This window comes from Enterococcus sp. AZ104, assembly GCF_050546705.1.
GTDB classification, from domain to species: Bacteria; Bacillota; Bacilli; order Lactobacillales; family Enterococcaceae; genus Enterococcus; species Enterococcus faecalis.
Map to the genome: position 1 here is coordinate 1901199 of NZ_CP172952.1, position 18119 is coordinate 1919317.

Consider the following 18119-nt stretch of genomic DNA (forward strand, 5'->3'; position numbering starts at 1 on the left):
CTCGCTAGTTACATACACAATCAATTATATCAATAAGTAGATAAAAATAGAACAAATTATAATAAATAATAATAAAATAGAAATCACTATAGAATATCTATCCATGATCAAAACAAGACTTACCACTACGACCAGTCTGTAGTAGCGAATTTAATTTTAGATAAAAAAACTCAATAAAATTTACTAAAGAGAAAACACTCTTAGTTTCGAGTTATCTACACCTTGATGATATAACATTTAATGTATTTACATCAAGATTAACAAAAGCATGCGAGCTTATTAGAATACAAATGTTAGATCATTTGAAAGCCTTCGAGCTATTCACAAATCAAAAATAATGTTGTATTCTAGCCTTAGCTGGTTTAGCTAAGGTTTTTTTTGACGTCAAAAATCTCCTCTATTTCAGTAAATATGAAAGTGATGATTACTTAGGTTTAGAAAAAAATAAATAGACTACACAATTGTAATCTTTGAATTTTGGCTCTATACTTTCTGATGTTGGTATTTTTACCAACATCTTTTTTGATTCACAAAAAAGATACCTTCAAATTACGGATTTTCGTCCAACAAGGACAAGATATACAAACCAAATAAAAAAATCCAGAGGATTTTCTCCTCTGGACTCGACATGATTCTACAATTTCTCTTTACCAACATTATTTGACAACGTGCCGTTATTAACCCACACTGCCTTCCATCTCATAACTAATCAACCGATTCAACTCAACCGCATATTCCATCGGTAATTCTTTCGTAAATGGTTCAACAAAGCCCATAACAATCATTTCTGTCGCTTCGGCTTCAGATAAGCCGCGACTCATTAAATAATATAATTGTTCTTCAGAAATTTTTGAAACTTTGGCTTCGTGTTCTAAGGACACTTGGCTGTTATGGATTTCGTTAAACGGAATCGTATCTGATTTTGATTTTTCGTCCATGATAATCGTGTCGCATTCGATGTGGGAAATCGAGCCTGCGCTGTCTTTTCCAAAAGTCACTTGGCCACGGTAGTTAACTTCGCCGCCATCTTTAGCAATTGATTTTGAAACAATTGAGCTAGAGGTATTCGGCGCATTGTGAATCATTTTGGCCCCAGTATCTTGGATTTGGTTAGCGCCAGCAAAGGCAATCGATAACATCGTGCCACGGGCACCTTTGCCATCTAAGTAAACGCTTGGGTATTTCATGGTTGTTTTAGCTCCTAGGTTCCCATCAATCCATTCGACAGTGGCACCTTCGTAAGCTTTAGCACGTTTGGTTACTAGGTTGTAGACGTTATCTGACCAGTTTTGAATGGTCGTATAACGACAATAAGCATCTTTTCTAGTGAAAATTTCTACGATGGCCGCATGCAAGCTGTTACTTGAATACGTGGGTGCCGTACAGCCTTCAACATAGTGAACGCTGGCCCCTTCATCGACAATAATCAAGGTCCGTTCAAATTGGCCGGTATTTTCAGCGTTGATTCGGAAATATGTTTGTAATGGTACATCGACTCGAACGCCTTTTGGTACATAAATAAAGGTTCCACCTGACCAAACAGCTGAGTTTAAAGCGGCCAGTTTATTATCTGTTGGCGGCACAAGTTTTGAAAAATACTCTTTGAATAGGTCAGGATATTCTTTTAAAGCAGAGTCAGTATCTGTAAAAATGATGCCTAATTTTTCAAATTCTTCTTTCATGTTGTGGTAAACAACTTCTGATTCATATTGAGCAGAAGCCCCAGCTAGATAAGCACGCTCAGCTTCGGGAATCCCAATTTTTTCAAAGGTTTCTTTGATTTTATCAGGTACATCATCCCAATCGCGTGCGGGTTTGTCACTCGGTTTTTGGTAATATTTAATTTTACTAAAGTCAATATCTGACAGGTCTGGACCCCATTCTTGCATGGGCATTTTATTGAATTGTTCTAACGATTTTAAACGGAAGTCAAGCATCCATTCTGGTTCGCCTTTCACGCGAGAAATTTCGCGAACGACGTCTTCTGTTAGGCCGTCTCCGGTACTAAAGACTGGTTCCACATCGTCGTGAAAGCCAAATTTATATTCTTCTAATTCAGGTACTGTACTCAATTCGTCGTCACCCTTTCTTTATTTTTCACAATGTAAATGACCGGCTTCGCCTTGGCCGTTATTAGCAACAGCCTGCTCTAAGGCTTTCCAAGCCAGGGTTGCACATTTAATCCGAGCTGGAAATTTAGCTACGCCGCTTAACATTGCTGCATCGCCTAATTTTTCATCTTCGGCCACTTCATTTCCTTGAACAAGTTGAGAGAAATCCTCTGCTAAGGCCGTTGCTTCGGCGATTGTTTTTCCTAAGACCGCATCAGTCATCATACTAGCACTTGCTGTACTGATGGAACAGCCACTTCCTTGAAAGGCGATATCTTTAATCACACCGTCTTCAATGGCCACATCCAGTTCAATCACATCTCCACAAGTAGGATTATTCAGTTCAATTGTTTGGCTAGACGCATCTAGCGTTCCGTGGTGATGTGGGTGGCTAGAATGGTCCAAAATGACTTGGCGATATAAGTTATCTAATTTAGAAAGTGCCATGCTGGAAAAACTCCTTTGTCGCTTTAATCGCTTCAACTAAGCGATCTGCGTCTTCTTTGGTATTGTATAAATAAAAACTTGCCCGTGCGGTTGCTGGCACGCTCAAATAGTTTAATAACGGTTGCGCGCAATGGTGACCCGCTCTGACAGCGACCCCTTCCATATCTAACGCCGTAGCCACATCATGTGGATGTAAACCTTCAATATTAAAAGCAAGCACACCTGTGTGGTCTTTTGGATCCTGTGGACCATAAATCGTCAAGCCCTCGATAGCTTGCAACTTCGGCAAAACATAGTGAACAAGGGCTGCTTCATGTTGATGAATGGCCTCTAAACCAATTTCAGTTAAATAATCAATGGCGGCACCTAAGGCAATTGCCCCAGCAATATTAGGTGTGCCAGCTTCAAATTTCCAAGGAAGCTCTTTCCAAGTACTTTCTTGAAGATGAACAAAGTCAATCATTTCGCCACCAAATTCCACAGGTTCCATTTGTTCCAATAAATGACGTTTGCCATAAAGGACACCAATTCCAGTTGGTCCACACATTTTGTGACCACTAAATGCATAAAAATCAGCATCGATGGCTTGAACGTCCACAGGCATATGAGGAACTGCTTGCGCGCCGTCTACCACCATCACAGCGCCATTTTTATGAGCTAATTGTGTTAATTCTTCGATTGGATTAATGACCCCTAACACATTTGAAACATGAGCAATCGAAACAATTTTCGTTTTTTCTGTAATTTGTTGACGTGCACTTGCCATGTCTAAAAAGCCGTCTTCAGTGACGTCTATATACTTCAAAATGGCCCCTGTACGTTGGGCTAATTGTTGCCAGGGAATAATGTTTGAATGATGTTCCATGTAAGATATGACGATTTCATCCCCGGCTGTAACTGCCAAGTCACCATAACTTTTGGCAATCCAATTCAAACTGGTTGTTGTTCCTCGTGTAAATAAAACTTCCGCTGTTTCTTTGGCATGGATAAATTGGCGAACCTTTTCGCGGGAGGCTTCATAGTCCTTCGTTGCTCGTTCGGCTAACGTGTGCACCCCACGATGAACATTGGCATTATCGGTTTCATAATAATGTCGTAAAACATCTAACACTGCCGTTGGTTTTTGGGTTGTCGCAGCATTGTCTAAATAAACTAGCGGTTCATCATTAACTTCTTGAAATAAAATAGGAAACGATTGACGAATGGTTGCTGCATCCATCATGCGTTTAACTTCCCTTCAATTACTTCTACAAATTCATTTTGTACTTCTTTAACTGGAATTGCTGTAATGACAGAACCTAGGAAGCCACGAATCACCAAACGTTCCGCTTCTTCTTTACGCAAGCCGCGGCTCATTAAATAATACATTTCTTCTGGATCTACTCGACCAACGCTGGCTGCGTGTCCGGCAGTCACTTCATTTTCATCAATTAAAAGAATTGGATTGGCATCACCACGAGCTTTATCAGACAACATTAAAACACGACTTTCTTGCTGTGCGTCGGCTCCTTTTGCTCCTTTTAAAATGTGACCAATTCCGTTAAACGTTAAAGTACCACGTTCACGAATAACTCCATGTTGTAAAATATGACCAATTGAATGTGGCGCTTTGTTTGTCACTCGTGTGTCGATGCCTTGTGTTTGTGTACCTGCACTAATTGCAACGACTTTAACTTCTGAATGAGCGCCTTCGCCAACTAAATCAGAATCAAAATCAGCAACAACATCGCCATCATTCATGACGCCTAGAGCCCAATCAACAGAGGCATCCCGCATAATATAGCCACGACGATTCATATAAGTCGTTACAGTTTGCCCTAATTGATCCACAGCTGAGTATTTAACTTTTGCGCCATCTTTCGCAATCACTTCCACAACGATATTTCCAGAAGCTTTCTCTGCGTGATGACCAGTTGATTGAAAACGTTCTAAATAACTGAATTCACTATGATTATCTGCAACGATTAAAACATGTTTAAAGAAAGGTTGGTTGCTATCTGAATCCTGAATAAACAAAGATTCAATGGGCTCTTCAATCACTACGTTTTTAGGAACGTATAAGAAAACGCCACTATTCATGAAAGCTGCATGAGCTGCTGTCAGCTTGTCTTCTTCTGGTAATACGGCTTTAGTCATATAGTATTCTTTAACTAATTCTGGGTGCTCTTGTAAAGCAGTAAAAATGTCTGTAAAAATTACCCCTTGTTCCGCTAATGAGGCTGGCAATTGCTCAAAAGCATGAAAAGATCCTTGTTGAACAATTAAAGGATTGTCTTTCATTTGATCAAAACTTGCGACATTTCCTTCAGAAGGCACATAACTTTCCATGTGAACATTTAATAAAGGCCAACGATGAAATTTCACACGATCAATATGTGGTAACTCACTTTCGTCAGCGTTTTTTAAAGCCGTTGTTCGCAATTCAGTCATCCAAGCTGGTTCTTCATGTTCTAGTGAAAAAGCGGTGACTTCGTCAAGATAATCCATTAGATTTACTTTTTTCATTTATCTTGTCCTCCTTACGCTTCTTCTTTGTAATCAATACCTAATTCTTGGCTGATACCAGCATAGCCTTCTGTTTCTAAACGTTTTGCCAAATCAGCCCCACCGGTTTTCACAACGCGGCCTTCCATCATGATATGAACAACATCCGGCGTGATATAGTTCAATAAGCGTTGGTAATGGGTAATAATTAACGCACCAAAGTTCTCGCCGCGCATTTCATTAACCCCTTTAGAAACTACTTTTAACGCATCGATATCTAAGCCTGAATCAATTTCATCTAAAATGGCAAACGTTGGCTCTAACATCAATAATTGTAAAATTTCATTTCGTTTTTTCTCGCCGCCAGAAAAACCTTCGTTTAAGTAACGCTCAGCCATTTCTTCAGGCATATTTAATAATTCCATTTTGCTATCTAATTTTTTTAAGAACTGCATGACTGACATTTTGTTGTCTTCGTCACGTTTTGCATTGATTGCTGCACGCATGAATTCAGCGTTGGTAATCCCTGGAATTTCACTTGGGTATTGCATTGCTAAGAATAAGCCTAAGCGAGCGCGTTCGTCTACTTCTAAATCTAAAACGTTGACGCCGTCAAACAGAATTTCTCCTTCTGTGACTTCGTAGTTAGGATTTCCCATAATTGCTGCTGATAAAGTAGATTTACCAGTTCCATTAGGTCCCATAATTGCATGGATTTCTCCAGTATTAATTGTTAAATCGACTCCTTTTAGAATCTTTTTATCTTCAATTGATACGTGTAAATTTTTGATTTCTAACACAGACATGTACAATTCCCTCCAACTTGTTTTAATCGTTTTTCCGTTCTCACTCATTTTAGCCTAATTGAGAATGAATCGCAAATTACAATTGCTAAAAATAACAACTCTTATCATCAAATTTTAGGATTCAATTTGTGAAGGAAAATTTTAAAAGGCTGATATTTCAAAGTTTCTCTATATTTTTAAGTGATCCTCCCTACACAAAGAAAAAAATTCTGGTAGAATAAAAAAATTTATTCAAGAAAGCGTTTTCTTGGATAATTACTTTAGAATGACTTTCGCAAAGAGAGCGTTGAGATACGCCTTCATCATCTATACAAAAAAATCCAGAGCATTTGCTTCTCTGGATTCAATAATTTTTATTAGTGATTGGTTTTATACTTCTAAAAGTTCTTGTTCTTTTTCAGCAGTAATCGCATCGATATTTTTGATGCTATCATCTGTTAATTTTTGAACATCTTTTTCAAATGAACGTAATTCATCTTCAGTGATGTCGCCATTTTTTTGAGCTTTTTTCAACTCATCCATTGCATCACGACGAACGTTACGGACAGCAACTTTTGAGTTTTCCGCTTCTTTTTTCACGTCTTTGGCTAATTCTTTCCGACGTTCTTCCGTTAATTGTGGAATCACTAAACGGATGACATTTCCATCATTGGTTGGGCTAATGCCGATATCACTCATTTGAATAGCTTTTTCAATGTCAGCGATAGAATTTTTGTCAAACGGTGTAATCATTAATACACGTGCTTCTGGGATATTGATACTTGCTAATTGGTTAACTGGTGTTGGTGCACCATAATATTCTACTTGAATACGGTCTAATAGACTTGCGTTCGCACGACCAGCACGAATTTGACCTAATTCACGGCGTAAGCTTTCTTCCGCTTTTGTCATTTTTTCTTTGGCTGTTGCTAAAACTTCTTTAGACATTCTTTATTTCCCCCTTACAGTTGTTCCGATATTTTCACCAAGGATGGCACGACGGATATTTCCTGCTTCATTTAGGTTAAAGACAACTAAAGGAATATCGTTATCCATACTTAATGAGCTTGCTGTTGAATCCATTACTTGCAGCCCTTTAGAAATAACATCTAAATGTGTTAGTTCTTCAAATTTTGTCGCTGTTTCATCCACACGTGGATCTGCAGAATAAACACCATCAACATTGTTCTTCGCCATTAAGATGACGTCCGCATCTACTTCTGCAGCTCGTAACGCAGCCGTTGTATCTGTCGAGAAGTAAGGATTTCCTGTTCCTCCGGCAAAAATAACAACGCGGCCTTTTTCTAAATGACGTTCTGCACGACGACGAATGTATGGTTCTGCAATTTGACGCATTTCAATTGATGTTTGAACACGTGTAGGCACACCAAGATTTTCTAATGTATCTTGCAATGCTAAGGCATTCATCACAGTAGCTAACATGCCCATATAATCTGCTTGTGCACGTTCCATGCCCATTTGAGCACCAATTTGTCCACGCCAGATGTTTCCGCCGCCAACCACGATGGCCATTTCGATACCTAATTCATGGACCTCTTTAATTTCTTGGACGATTTCTTTAATGACTGGTGGTTTAATGCCAAAACCGTCTTCTCCGGCTAGCGCTTCTCCACTTAACTTTAATACGACACGTTGATACTTAGGTTTAACCATCATAATTCCCTCCAAGATTCTCTAAAAATCATTCAATTCCTCATTTAGATGACTTTTCACCAAAATGATTTTTTAGACCAAGCAGTGCGATCCACTAGTTTTGCCTAAAAAAAGGGAGCGCATATCAAAGTTATGCGTTCCCAAATGGCTGAAAGACTGCCTTGAATCAAGCAGTAATCAATTTATGCAGCTTCCTTTGGGGATCGCTGTCTGTTTAGATACTTATGATTCACGGCTTTTCAACCGAGCGTTTGATGCTCTTAGTTTTTCATTTGGCTCATTACTTCATCCGCAAAGTTATCTTCACGTTTTTCGATACCTTCGCCAACTTCAAAACGTACGAATGATTTCACTTCGCCGCCTTTAGAAGCAACAAATTTTTCGACAGTCATATCTGGATCTTTAACAAATGGTTGGTCAACCAAAGCGATTTCTGCTTTGAATTTTTGTAGACGACCAACAACCATTTTTTCAACGATATTTGCTGGTTTACCTTCGTTTAATGCTTGTTCAGTTAACACAGCTTTTTCGTGTTCTAATTCTTCTTGAGGAATTTGAGATTCATTGACATAGCGAGGGTTGATTGCCGCGATGTGCATAGCAACATCTTTCGCTACTTCTTCGTCAGTTGTGCCATCGATAACTGTTAATACAGCAATACGGCCACCCATGTGTAAGTAAGCGCCAAATGCAGCATTGTCAGCTTTTTCGACAACTTCAAAACGACGGAAGCTGATTTTTTCACCGATAACAGTTGTTGCTTCGATTAAATCAGATTCGATTGTGCCTTTTTCAGTTTTAATAGCCATTGCTTCTTCCATCGTAGCTGGTTTGTTTTCAGCAACTTTAGTCGCAATATCTTTAACTAAATCTTGGAACATTTCGTTTTTAGAAACGAAGTCAGTTTCTGAGTTTACTTCAACGATTGCTGCAACGTTACCCACAGTTGCTACGTTTGCTAAACCTTCGGCCGCAATGCGGTCATTTTTCTTCGCTGCTTTAGCCATACCATTTTCACGTAAAAAGTCTACGGCTTTTTCCATGTCGCCTTCTACTTTTACTAATGCTTTTTTAGCGTCCATCATTCCAACGCCAGTCATATCGCGTAATTCTTTTACCATTTTAGCTGTAACGTCTGCCATTATTTGTGTCCTCCTCGGATATTATCAATTCTTTTTAAAAAAGCTATCTCAAAGGAGAATCAGGCTTTTTGTCGCCTAGCCTTTGAGACAGCTCCGTAATCATTATTATCCAGCTGATTCGTTATTTCCTTCAACAACATCAACGATTTCTTCGATTGAAGTTGCTTCTGGTGTTTCTTCAACGAATAACTCTTCAGTTGCTTGGTCTTCCCCTTGGTTACCTTCGATGAAAGCGTCAGCCATTTTAGCAGTGATTAATTTCACGGCGCGGATTGCATCATCATTTGAAGGGATTACAACATCGATCTCATCAGGATCACAGTTTGTATCAACCATTGCAACGATTGGAATGTTTAATTTGTGTGCTTCTTGAACAGCAATGCGTTCTTTACGTGGGTCAACGATGTACATTACATCTGGAATTCTTGGCATATCAGCGATACCACCTAAGAATTTTTCTAAACGTTCACGTTCTTTGTTTAAGCCAGCAACTTCTTTCTTAGGTAAAACTTCGAAAGTGCCGTCTTCTTCCATTGCATTGATTTTTTTCAAGCGAGCAATACGTTTTTGGATTGTATCCCAGTTAGTTAACGTACCACCTAACCAACGATGGTTTACATAGTATTGACCAGCGCGGATTGCTTCATCTTTGATTGCTTCTTGTGCTTGTTTTTTAGTTCCTACGAATAAAGCAACGCCGCCTTCTTCTGCAACGTTTTTCATGTAATCGTAAGCTGCATCTACTAATTTCACTGTTTTTTGTAAGTCAATGATGTAGATACCGTTTCTTTCTGTGAAGATATATTTCTTCATTTTTGGGTTCCAGCGACGAGTTTGGTGACCAAAGTGTACGCCGGCTTCTAGTAATTGTTTCATAGAAATTACTGCCATGTTGTGTTTCCTCCAGTTTGGTTTTTATTTTCCTCTTCTTTTCGTCAACTCCTTGAAGAACTACCGTAGTAGCACCACTTCGCAGATGGAAAAGAATGTGGATTTCGTGTGTGAAAATCACACCTTTAACAGTATAAGATATTTTCAGAAAAATAGCAAGCCTTAAAACTAGAAATGTCGCTCCTACTGCACTTGCCAAACAAGATGACATTCTTCGTTTCCCGTTTCATCGATGGTTCGCTTTTGTTGGACAAAGCCTTGTTTTTGATAAAAGGCGTAAGCTGCTTGATTTTCCCTGTAAACAGCCAAAGATAAGATGTCCTGTTCTTCTTTTGCTACTTGCAGTAATTTCTGACCGATGCCCTTCCCTTGAAACGCTTTTTTTATAAAAATTCCTGCGATATAGTTATCCATTAAGCCTAAAAACCCAATTATCTGACCCTCTTCTTCCGCTAAGATCAGTGTTGCTTTTGGTAACGCAGCGCGGACAAATGCCTTATTTTCTTGCCAATAAGTTGGTGCGACAAATGGATGAGCTTCTAGGTTCGTTTGCAGCCAAATAGCCATAATGGTTTCTAATTCTTTTTCTGTTAACTGGGTTGTCTTTTTGATAGTCAGCATTTTTTGACACTCGTTTCTGTTATTGATTATTTTCAAAATAAAACATTAACACGCCTGCTGCGATAGCGACATTCAATGATTCTGCTTGACCTTTCATTGGAATATAAAGATTTTTCGTGGTTTCTGCTAACAATTCTGGCGAAACCCCGCTACCTTCATTGCCTAAAATCAACGCATAATTTTCCACTGCCTCTTGTTCATAATAAGCAATCGCAGCTTCATTTAGTTCTGTACCGAAAACTGGTAGACCTTGCTTCTTGAATGCCTGAACCACTTCAGTCAACTCTCGTTGAAGAACTGGTAAATGATAGTGGCTTCCCTGCATTGAGCGCAACACTTTTGTATTGTAAATATCTGCTGTGCCTTTACCTAAAATCACGCCTGCTAAACCTGCTGCATCAGCTGTGCGAATCATTGTACCAACATTGCCAGGGTCTTGGATATTATCTAAAAGTAACCAACCACCTTTAAAAGAAAGCGACTGCTCTTGTTGCGTTTCCAAGGTGACAATTGCCAAAATCCCTTGTGAAGTTGGCAGCTCCGACAAACTATTTAAAACCTCATCACTTACAAAAATTAATTTTTCTGTTTCTTGTTCAGCTAACCAAGTTCTCCATTCTTGTTGACCTCTTTGGTTAAACAAAATCCACTGAACATCGGCGTTGGCCTTCACGGCTTCTTCAACTAAATGAAATCCTTCTATTATATATTGGTTCAGTTCTTCTCGGTACTTCTTTTTGTGTAATTTTTTCCATTCTTTTAATTGGTTATTTTTCGTTGATATAATTTCTTTCATAAGTCACCTCGCCTTTGTATTATAGCATGCTTCTAGCTTGCTTGGATACTTGCTAGAACAAAGAAAAATCGCTATCATAAAGAAAAAAGCAAAGGAAGTGTCTCTCATGGAAAAACTAAGAATGAATGTACAAGGGCGTGTCCAAGGTGTTGGCTTCCGCTACATGACCAAAATGGTGGCAGATCAATTAGGTGTCACTGGTTCAGTGAGAAACGAAGACGACGGGTCCGTTTCAATCACAGCAATTGCACCTGAAGACATAATGGAAACATTTATCAAAAAAATCAAAGATTCCCCCAGTCCAGCGGGACGTGTAACGTATGTTGATATTCAAGAAGACCCTTTGTTAGAAGAAACGGAACAATTTAAAGTGATTCAATAAACTTACTTTCTAACGATTGATTTCTTTGGGAAGAAGCCTTGAACAGCAAGTAGTTCCTGCTTTTTATTGATTTTTGTAAGAGCTTCTTTTCGATTTTGATTGAAAAAGGGCGCTGTTTCAAGTATAGTTAACCATGTAAAAATTTTTTAGAAAAGGACCGAATTACATGCGTAAATTAAACCGATGGCTTTACGGCTCTGGCTTACTATTTTTAGTAATGTTTTTATCAGGCTGTGTGAAAACAGGAGCAGATGGACAACCAACTGGTGAAGGTTTTGTCTATAACTTCCTTGTTTTACCGATGAGTAATGCAATTACTTATCTTGTCGATAACTTTAATTGGAACTATGGTTGGGCGATTATTTTTATCACCATTATTGTACGGATCATTATTTTACCGTTAGGCTTACATCAATCGAAAAAAAGCTTTATCCAAACGGAAAAAATGCAAGCAATCAAACCCCAAGTGGATGTTGCACAAGCAAAAATGAAACAAGCAAGTACGCGTGAAGAACAAATGGCCGCACAAGCAGAACTACAAAAGATTTATAAAGAAAACAATGTGAGTATGGTTGGCGGAATTGGTTGTTTGCCTTTATTAATTCAAATGCCTATTTTCTCTTCTCTGTTCTTTGCTGCTCGTTATACAAAAGGTATTGCCACGGCAAGCTTCTTAGGAATGAATTTAGGGCAACCAAATATGATTTTAGTGGCATTAGCTGGTTTAGCCTATTTAGCTCAAGGTTATATTTCAATGATTGGTATTCCTGAAGAACAAAAGAAAACAATGAAATCAATGCTGATTGTTTCACCATTAATGATTGTTTTCATGTCCTTTAGCTCACCTGCAGGCGTAGCGCTTTACTGGGTAGTTGGTGGTATTTTCACATGTATTCAATCTGCCATCACAAATATCCTCTTACGTCCAAGAATTAAAAAACAAGTACAAGAAGAATTGAAAAATAACCCACCAAAACAAGTGGTTACTCCTATCAAGGATGTGACACCAAAAGAAACAAACAAAGTAACGCAAAAAACGAACCAACCAAAAGCAAACGGCAATAAAGGTCGTAATGCTGGAAAACAAAAACGTAAATAAAAAAAGGATCGCCTCTAAACGGCGATCCTTTTTTTACTTCAATTCTTTCCCAGTCATCTCTTCAATAGTTCGAATAGACTTTGGACCAAAGCCATGCAACGAAAGTAACGCTTTTCGGCCTCGTGCGTAGAGTTCATCCACACTGTCGATTTTTTCATTCGTTAGCGCACGAACAGCTGGCTTTGATAATTGTGTTAAAATTTGTTCAAATGTTGTTTCTAGCATACTGTCGGTTCCTCCTTAGCGGTCGAAAAACAGCGCTTTTTATTTCACAATTAATAAATCTAAGCTAGCAATTGATAACGCCATTTTAGCAATTTGCATTAATTGTTTTAATCGGTTTTGTTTGACTTTTTCATCCTCAACCATAACCATCGTTTCATTGAAGTACGCATCAATTAACGGACGTAGATTTACTAGTGCTTCATAGTTTTCTGCAATCGTGCGTGTCGCAAATGCTTCAGATAAATCGTTAACTGCTTGATACAGTTCTTTTTCTGCCTTATTTTCAAACAGACTTGGATCAATCCCTTCTTCAGTATCACCTAAAAGTTCTTGACCTTTTTTCGCTAAATTAATAACACGCGTTAAGGCTTCCATTGATGGTTTAAAATCTTGATCTTCAAAACGGCTTTTTAAAATATTCGCTGAAGCAAATAATTTCGATAAATCGGCTTGCTCAGCAGACACCACTGCATCGATAATGTCATGGCGAACATTTTTCGTCATTAATAATTGACGTAAGCGAGCTTTCACAAATTCAACGACTTCTGCTTGTCCTTCGTTTAGTAAAACGCCATATTTCTCAACATCTTGATTCACTGCTTCATCAACTTCTGTTTGTAATTGAACTAATGGGAAGGTCCAGCCTTTATCTTCAATAATTCGGATAATGCCATAGGTTTGACGACGAAGTGCATAAGGATCGTTAGAACCTGTTGGAATCATACCAACTGAGAAGAATGAAAAGACGCTGTCAAGCTTATCGGCTAAGGCTAAAACAGCCCCGATTGCTGTTTCTGGCAATTCACCTTCACTGGAAGTTGGTAGATAATGTTCTCGAATCGCCGTTGCTACGGCTGGTTTTTCGCCTTGTAATAAGGCATATTTTTCTCCCATAATTCCTTGTAATTCTGGGAATTCACCAACCATATTTGTTACTAAGTCAAATTTATAAATTTCAGAGGCACGTTTTAAATCTTCCAATTCATCCTCAGATAAGCCAACTTTTCGACCAATGATTTGTGCAATTAAAGCAACCCGTTGCATTTTTTCATAAATTGAGCCAATCTTTTCATGGAAAGTCACATTTTTTAGTTTTTCAACACATGCTTCAATCGTTAATTTTTTATCTTCATTGTAAAAGAATTCTGCATCTTCTAAACGAGCAATTAACACTTTTTCATTTCCTTTAATCACGTTTTCAAGGTGAACATTATCCCCATTGCGAACAGCGATAAAATGCGGCATTAATAAGCCTTGGTCGTTACGAACTTCAAAGTAACGTTGGTGTTCTTTCATAGAAGTCACTAATACTTCATCTGGAACAGATAAATATTTTTCATCAAAACTGCCTACAAATGCAGTTGGATATTCCACTAAATTCGTAACTTCTTCCAATAACTCTTCATCTAAAGCTAACTGCCAATTTTTTTCTGCAGCGAGAGCGTTCGCTTGATCAACAATCATTTGTTTCCGTTCATTCGGTTGAACCACTACAAATTGTTCTTTTAATTTTGCTTCATATTCATTAGCATGTTGGAACGTCACATCGTCTCCCAAGAAACGGTGGCCACGAGAAGTTTGCCCTGTCGTCACGTCTAACACTTTGAAAGGAATTACTTCATCATCAAGTAGTGCCACAATCCAGTGAATTGGACGAATATATTCGAAATCATAGTTTGCCCAGTGCATTGTTACCGGGAAAGTTAGACTTGTAATCACGTCATTTAATTTTGTTAATACCTCTTTGGCACTTTGGCCTTTGGTAAACTTCGTCACATAGACATATTCGACACCATTTAATTCTTTGAAAACAATGTCCTCAGTTGTAACTCCTTGGCCGCGTACAAAACCTTGTGCAGCTTTTGACCAATTTCCTTCAGCATCTAAAGCAATTTTTTTCGCTGGACCTTTTACTTCTTCTTCAACATCCGCTTGTTTTTCAGGAATCGCAGTTACTTTCACGGCTAAACGACGAGGTGTGGCAAAGGATTGCACTGTTTCATAGTCTAAATGATGTTCATCTAAAAATTTGATTACTTTTTCTTCAAGTTGGATACGGCTTGGTGTGACAACATGTGCGGGCATTTCTTCTAAGCCAATTTCTAATAATAAATCTTTTGCCATGTTATTCTGCCTCCTTGGATACACTTTGATCTTTATTTAATAATGGGAACCCTAATTTTTCACGTTCAGCCACAAAAATTTTCGCTACGGAACGAGCCATATTCCGAATGCGGGCTAAATATCCTGCACGTTCCGTTACAGAGACAGCGCCGCGAGCATCTAATAAATTGAATGTATGGCTACATTTTAAAATATAATCATAGGCTGGGTGAACTAAGCTTTCTTCAATACAGCGTTTAGCTTCTTTTTCAAATTTGTCAAAGTTTTCTAAAAGCATTTCTTGGTTACTAATTTCAAAGGAATATTTTGAATGTTCATATTCAGGTTGCACAAAAATTTCACCATATTTAACGCCTTGTGTCCATTCTAAATCATAGACACTTTCGACTTCTTGGATATATGATGCCAAGCGTTCTAACCCGTAAGTAATTTCAGAAGTGACAGGATGACATTGTAAGCCGCCGACTTGTTGGAAATACGTAAATTGGGTAATTTCCATGCCATCTAACCAAACTTCCCAACCTAAACCAGCACAACCCATTGAGGGATTTTCCCAGTTATCTTCTACAAAACGAATGTCATGTTCTAATGGATCAATTCCTAATAATTTCAAACTTTCTAGATAAAGTTCTTGGATATTTTCAGGAGAAGGCTTCATTACAACTTGGAATTGATGATGTTGGTATAGACGGTTTGGATTTTCACCATAGCGTCCATCAGCTGGACGACGAGAAGGTTCTACGTAGGCAGCATTCCATGGTTCAGGTCCAATGGCACGTAAAAACGTGTAAGGACTCATGGTGCCGGCTCCCTTTTCTGTATCATAGGCTTGCATTAACATACAGCCATTAGATGACCAAAATTTTTGCAAGGTTAAAATCATTTCTTGTACGGTTAACTTGTTTTTCATTGTTTTCCTCCTTGGAATATTTTTTATAGACATAGGGATTGGCTTTGCTTCGGGAATGTAAATTTAAAAAGGGCTACAGAGAAACAATTTTGTAGAATGGGGTAATTTTTATGCTGTTCATCATCTACTCTGTCACCTTTGCGCCAATTGAGCTTTTTTGAATAAACGTTACTATTTTTTCTTTTGGTGTTAACTGTTTGCTTTTTTTATTCGGTTACAACGTTCCCTTTGGTCACCTTGTACTGTTCATCATCTACTCCATGTTTTTGGCTAAGCAGTTTGTTTTAACATAGAGGAGACAACGTTCCTTTCAGTCACCTTGTGCTGTTCCACATCTGCTCTGACACAAAGTGTCAGAGCAGATGTGGAACATGCAAAAAGTCCCCATGCCTATTAATAGACATAGGGACGAATAATTATCGCGGTTCCACCCTACTTCCGATGTGTTCATCGGCAGCTTCGTTTGTCGTACTCCAAAGTGCCTTTCAAAAGTTCCGTGTTTCTGGCTCCCACTCTCCCAGATTCGCTTAACAGAGGGTTCTTTTTACTTCTCTTTTTCTTCGTACGTATTTAACTTCTCTATCATAATACGGTGTCTGAGGGAAGTTGTCAAATTTTTTTTAGAAAAACGACTGCTTGTTTATGTTTCTTTTTCTTCCTTCTTTCGTGGTGGAATTTTTAACGTATTTTCCCACGTTTTCATTTGATCAATAAATTTTTTACTTTTTAAGTGCAAACCAACATATTCATCGTATAACATATCAATCGTTTCTCGAATACTCTTCTTAGTTTCTTCTTTTACTTGAATGTTTTGGACTTTTTCATAGGAGACTTGCGAAAATAAGCGAATAAAATGAATCGCTCTAGGATCTGCATGGTAGCGCTGTTCATCTAAATGCCAATGTTTTTCACAAAGCACACCGCTATACTTTGAAGAGTAGTCAAATTTCCCTTGTGTTTCGCCACAAGCCACACAATGATGCCATTCTGGTCGTACACCAAACCGTTCTAACAATTGAATTTCAAAAATATTTGTAATGATTTCCGGATCTTTTTGCTCATTTAAAGCGGATAATGCCATGTGGGTAAATTGAAATAAGTTCGGATCATAGTGCTGATCTTCAATTGCTGCATCGACTAAGTTTAAAATATATGTTCCATATGCGTTAATAAATATGTCTTGTTGAATGTTTCGAAAAGGTTGAACTTCTTTGCTGCTATTGAGAAAAGATAAGCCTTCTTCTCTAAAATTTCCGATGTAGACGGCTTCTGTAAATGGCAGAATCGCTGGCAAAAGAGGATTATTTTTTCGATGCGCGCCTTTCACAAAAAACATCAATTTTCCATAGGATTCTGTAAAAATTTTGACGAGTTTATCCTTCTCTTTAAAATCCTTCGTAAATAAAATAATGCCTTTGGTCTCCCCTAATGCCATTCAATTCACTTCCATTTCTTATGTAAATTAGTGTAGTGTTTGGAAAGTTCGTTTATACACTCGCTTCCCAAACACTACTTTCTTAATATTCTTCTTTGCGATAACCAAAATCTTGTAAATAGATTTTTTTGTCACGCCAGTCTTTTTGGACTTTTACCCAAAGCTCCAAATACACTTTGTCATCTAATAAATATTCAATATCTTGACGCGCCTTGGTACCAATTTGTTTCAGCATTTTTCCGCCTTTGCCAATAATAATACCTTTTTGACTGTCCCGTTCCACAATAATGGTTGCTTGGACATGGACTTTATCGTTTTCATCTCGTTTCATTGAGTCCACAACGACAGCGACAGAATGAGGAATCTCATCTCTTGTTAAAAGTAACACTTTTTCACGAATTAATTCGGAAACGATAAAATATTCTGGATGATCCGTAATTTGGTCATCAGGGAAATATTGTGGTCCTTCTGGCATTTGCTCAACGAGAACATCCATCAAATGCTCAAAATTATTTCCTTCAGTGGCAGAAATGGGAATAATTTCTTTAAAGTCCATTTGTTTCGAATAGTCTTCAATAATACTCAATAAATCATCTGGATGGACTTTGTCAATTTTATTAATAATCAAGTAGACTGGACTATTATTATTTTTCAATCGTTCAATAATAAAGTCGTCACCTTTCCCGCGTTTTTGATCAGCACTTACCATAAATAAAGTAGCATCTACTTCACGCATCGCATTGTAGGCACTTTCCACCATGAAATCGCCTAAGCGGTGTTTAGGTTTGTGAATCCCTGGAGTATCGATAAAAACAATTTGTGCTTCAGGAATTGTATAAATTCCTTGAATCTTATTACGAGTTGTTTGTGCTTTGTCACTCATAATTGCAATTTTTTGGCCGACAATTCGATTTAACAATGTTGATTTTCCAACATTTGGTCTGCCGACAATGGCTACGAAACCAGATTTATGTTCAGTTGTCATTGTATTTC

The 18119-nt window shown here is 38.1% G+C and carries 18 protein-coding genes; 2 read left to right on the top strand and 16 right to left on the bottom strand.

Annotated features, from left to right (window positions below):
• Positions 1 to 677: 677 nt before the first annotated feature.
• The 11 genes from sufB to IGJ37_RS09090 all read right to left on the bottom strand — a co-directional run bounded on the left by sufB (position 678) and on the right by IGJ37_RS09090 (position 10951).
• Entirely contained in the window at positions 678 to 2072 is a 1395-nt protein-coding gene (gene sufB, locus IGJ37_RS09040) for a Fe-S cluster assembly protein SufB (RefSeq protein ID WP_002356769.1), read from the bottom strand.
• Positions 2073 to 2090: 18 nt separating this feature from the next.
• Positions 2091 to 2558 (bottom strand): Fe-S cluster assembly sulfur transfer protein SufU, encoded by a 468-nt coding sequence (gene sufU / locus IGJ37_RS09045; RefSeq protein WP_002356768.1) that lies wholly within the window; start codon positions 2556 to 2558, stop codon positions 2091 to 2093.
• A complete protein-coding gene (locus IGJ37_RS09050) occupies positions 2545 to 3780 on the bottom strand; it encodes a cysteine desulfurase (RefSeq protein ID WP_325814887.1) in 1236 nt (411 codons plus the stop codon). The genes sufU and IGJ37_RS09050 overlap by 14 nt, the downstream gene beginning before the upstream one ends.
• Positions 3777 to 5063, bottom strand: a complete 1287-nt coding sequence (sufD, locus tag IGJ37_RS09055) for a Fe-S cluster assembly protein SufD (protein WP_083578534.1) — start codon at positions 5061 to 5063, stop codon at positions 3777 to 3779. The genes IGJ37_RS09050 and sufD overlap by 4 nt, the downstream gene beginning before the upstream one ends.
• A 14-nt stretch (positions 5064 to 5077) precedes the next feature.
• Positions 5078 to 5848, bottom strand: coding sequence for a Fe-S cluster assembly ATPase SufC (sufC, locus tag IGJ37_RS09060; RefSeq protein ID WP_002356763.1), 771 nt, complete (start codon positions 5846 to 5848; stop codon positions 5078 to 5080).
• 369 nt (positions 5849 to 6217) lie between these two features.
• On the bottom strand, positions 6218 to 6775 hold the full coding sequence (frr, locus tag IGJ37_RS09065; protein WP_002356762.1) for a ribosome recycling factor: 558 nt from the start codon (positions 6773 to 6775) through the stop codon (positions 6218 to 6220).
• A 3-nt stretch (positions 6776 to 6778) separates the two neighbouring features.
• On the bottom strand, positions 6779 to 7501 hold the full coding sequence (gene pyrH, locus IGJ37_RS09070) for a UMP kinase (protein ID WP_002356761.1): 723 nt from the start codon (positions 7499 to 7501) through the stop codon (positions 6779 to 6781).
• A gap of 260 nt (positions 7502 to 7761) precedes the next feature.
• A complete protein-coding gene (tsf, locus tag IGJ37_RS09075) occupies positions 7762 to 8643 on the bottom strand; it encodes a translation elongation factor Ts (protein WP_002356760.1) in 882 nt (293 codons plus the stop codon).
• A 105-nt stretch (positions 8644 to 8748) separates the two neighbouring features.
• The gene (rpsB, locus tag IGJ37_RS09080) at positions 8749 to 9534 is read right to left on the bottom strand and encodes a 30S ribosomal protein S2 (RefSeq protein ID WP_430598905.1); all 786 of its coding nucleotides are present in this window, start codon (positions 9532 to 9534) and stop codon (positions 8749 to 8751) included.
• Between the two features lie 183 nt (positions 9535 to 9717).
• Entirely contained in the window at positions 9718 to 10155 is a 438-nt protein-coding gene (locus IGJ37_RS09085; protein WP_010730030.1) for a GNAT family N-acetyltransferase, read from the bottom strand.
• A gap of 19 nt (positions 10156 to 10174) precedes the next feature.
• On the bottom strand, positions 10175 to 10951 hold the full coding sequence (locus IGJ37_RS09090) for a TrmH family RNA methyltransferase (RefSeq protein WP_002367051.1): 777 nt from the start codon (positions 10949 to 10951) through the stop codon (positions 10175 to 10177).
• Between the two features lie 106 nt (positions 10952 to 11057).
• On the opposite strand from IGJ37_RS09090, the gene IGJ37_RS09095 reads away from it, so the two are divergent.
• A complete protein-coding gene (locus IGJ37_RS09095; protein WP_010706543.1) occupies positions 11058 to 11333 on the top strand; it encodes an acylphosphatase in 276 nt (91 codons plus the stop codon).
• Between the two features lie 166 nt (positions 11334 to 11499).
• Entirely contained in the window at positions 11500 to 12432 is a 933-nt protein-coding gene (gene yidC / locus IGJ37_RS09100) for a membrane protein insertase YidC (protein ID WP_002356755.1), read from the top strand.
• 33 nt (positions 12433 to 12465) lie between these two features.
• Here the strand turns inward: yidC and IGJ37_RS09105 are convergent, their stop codons facing one another.
• The 5 genes from IGJ37_RS09105 to era all read right to left on the bottom strand — a co-directional run bounded on the left by IGJ37_RS09105 (position 12466) and on the right by era (position 18111).
• Complete coding sequence (locus IGJ37_RS09105; protein ID WP_002356753.1) at positions 12466 to 12657, bottom strand: DNA-directed RNA polymerase subunit alpha C-terminal domain-containing protein; 192 nt, start codon at positions 12655 to 12657, stop codon at positions 12466 to 12468.
• A gap of 39 nt (positions 12658 to 12696) precedes the next feature.
• Positions 12697 to 14781: a glycine--tRNA ligase subunit beta gene (glyS, locus tag IGJ37_RS09110; protein ID WP_081115722.1), complete on the bottom strand. Its 2085-nt coding sequence runs from the start codon at positions 14779 to 14781 to the stop codon at positions 12697 to 12699.
• 1 nt (position 14782) lies between these two features.
• Positions 14783 to 15691 (bottom strand): glycine--tRNA ligase subunit alpha, encoded by a 909-nt coding sequence (gene glyQ, locus IGJ37_RS09115; RefSeq protein ID WP_002379669.1) that lies wholly within the window; start codon positions 15689 to 15691, stop codon positions 14783 to 14785.
• A gap of 640 nt (positions 15692 to 16331) precedes the next feature.
• Positions 16332 to 17126 carry a DNA repair protein RecO gene (gene recO / locus IGJ37_RS09120; RefSeq protein ID WP_002374343.1) on the bottom strand — a complete coding sequence of 265 codons (795 nt, stop codon included), beginning with the start codon at positions 17124 to 17126 and terminating at the stop codon, positions 16332 to 16334.
• A gap of 82 nt (positions 17127 to 17208) precedes the next feature.
• The gene (era, locus tag IGJ37_RS09125; RefSeq protein ID WP_002359745.1) at positions 17209 to 18111 is read right to left on the bottom strand and encodes a GTPase Era; all 903 of its coding nucleotides are present in this window, start codon (positions 18109 to 18111) and stop codon (positions 17209 to 17211) included.
• Positions 18112 to 18119 lie beyond the last annotated feature (8 nt).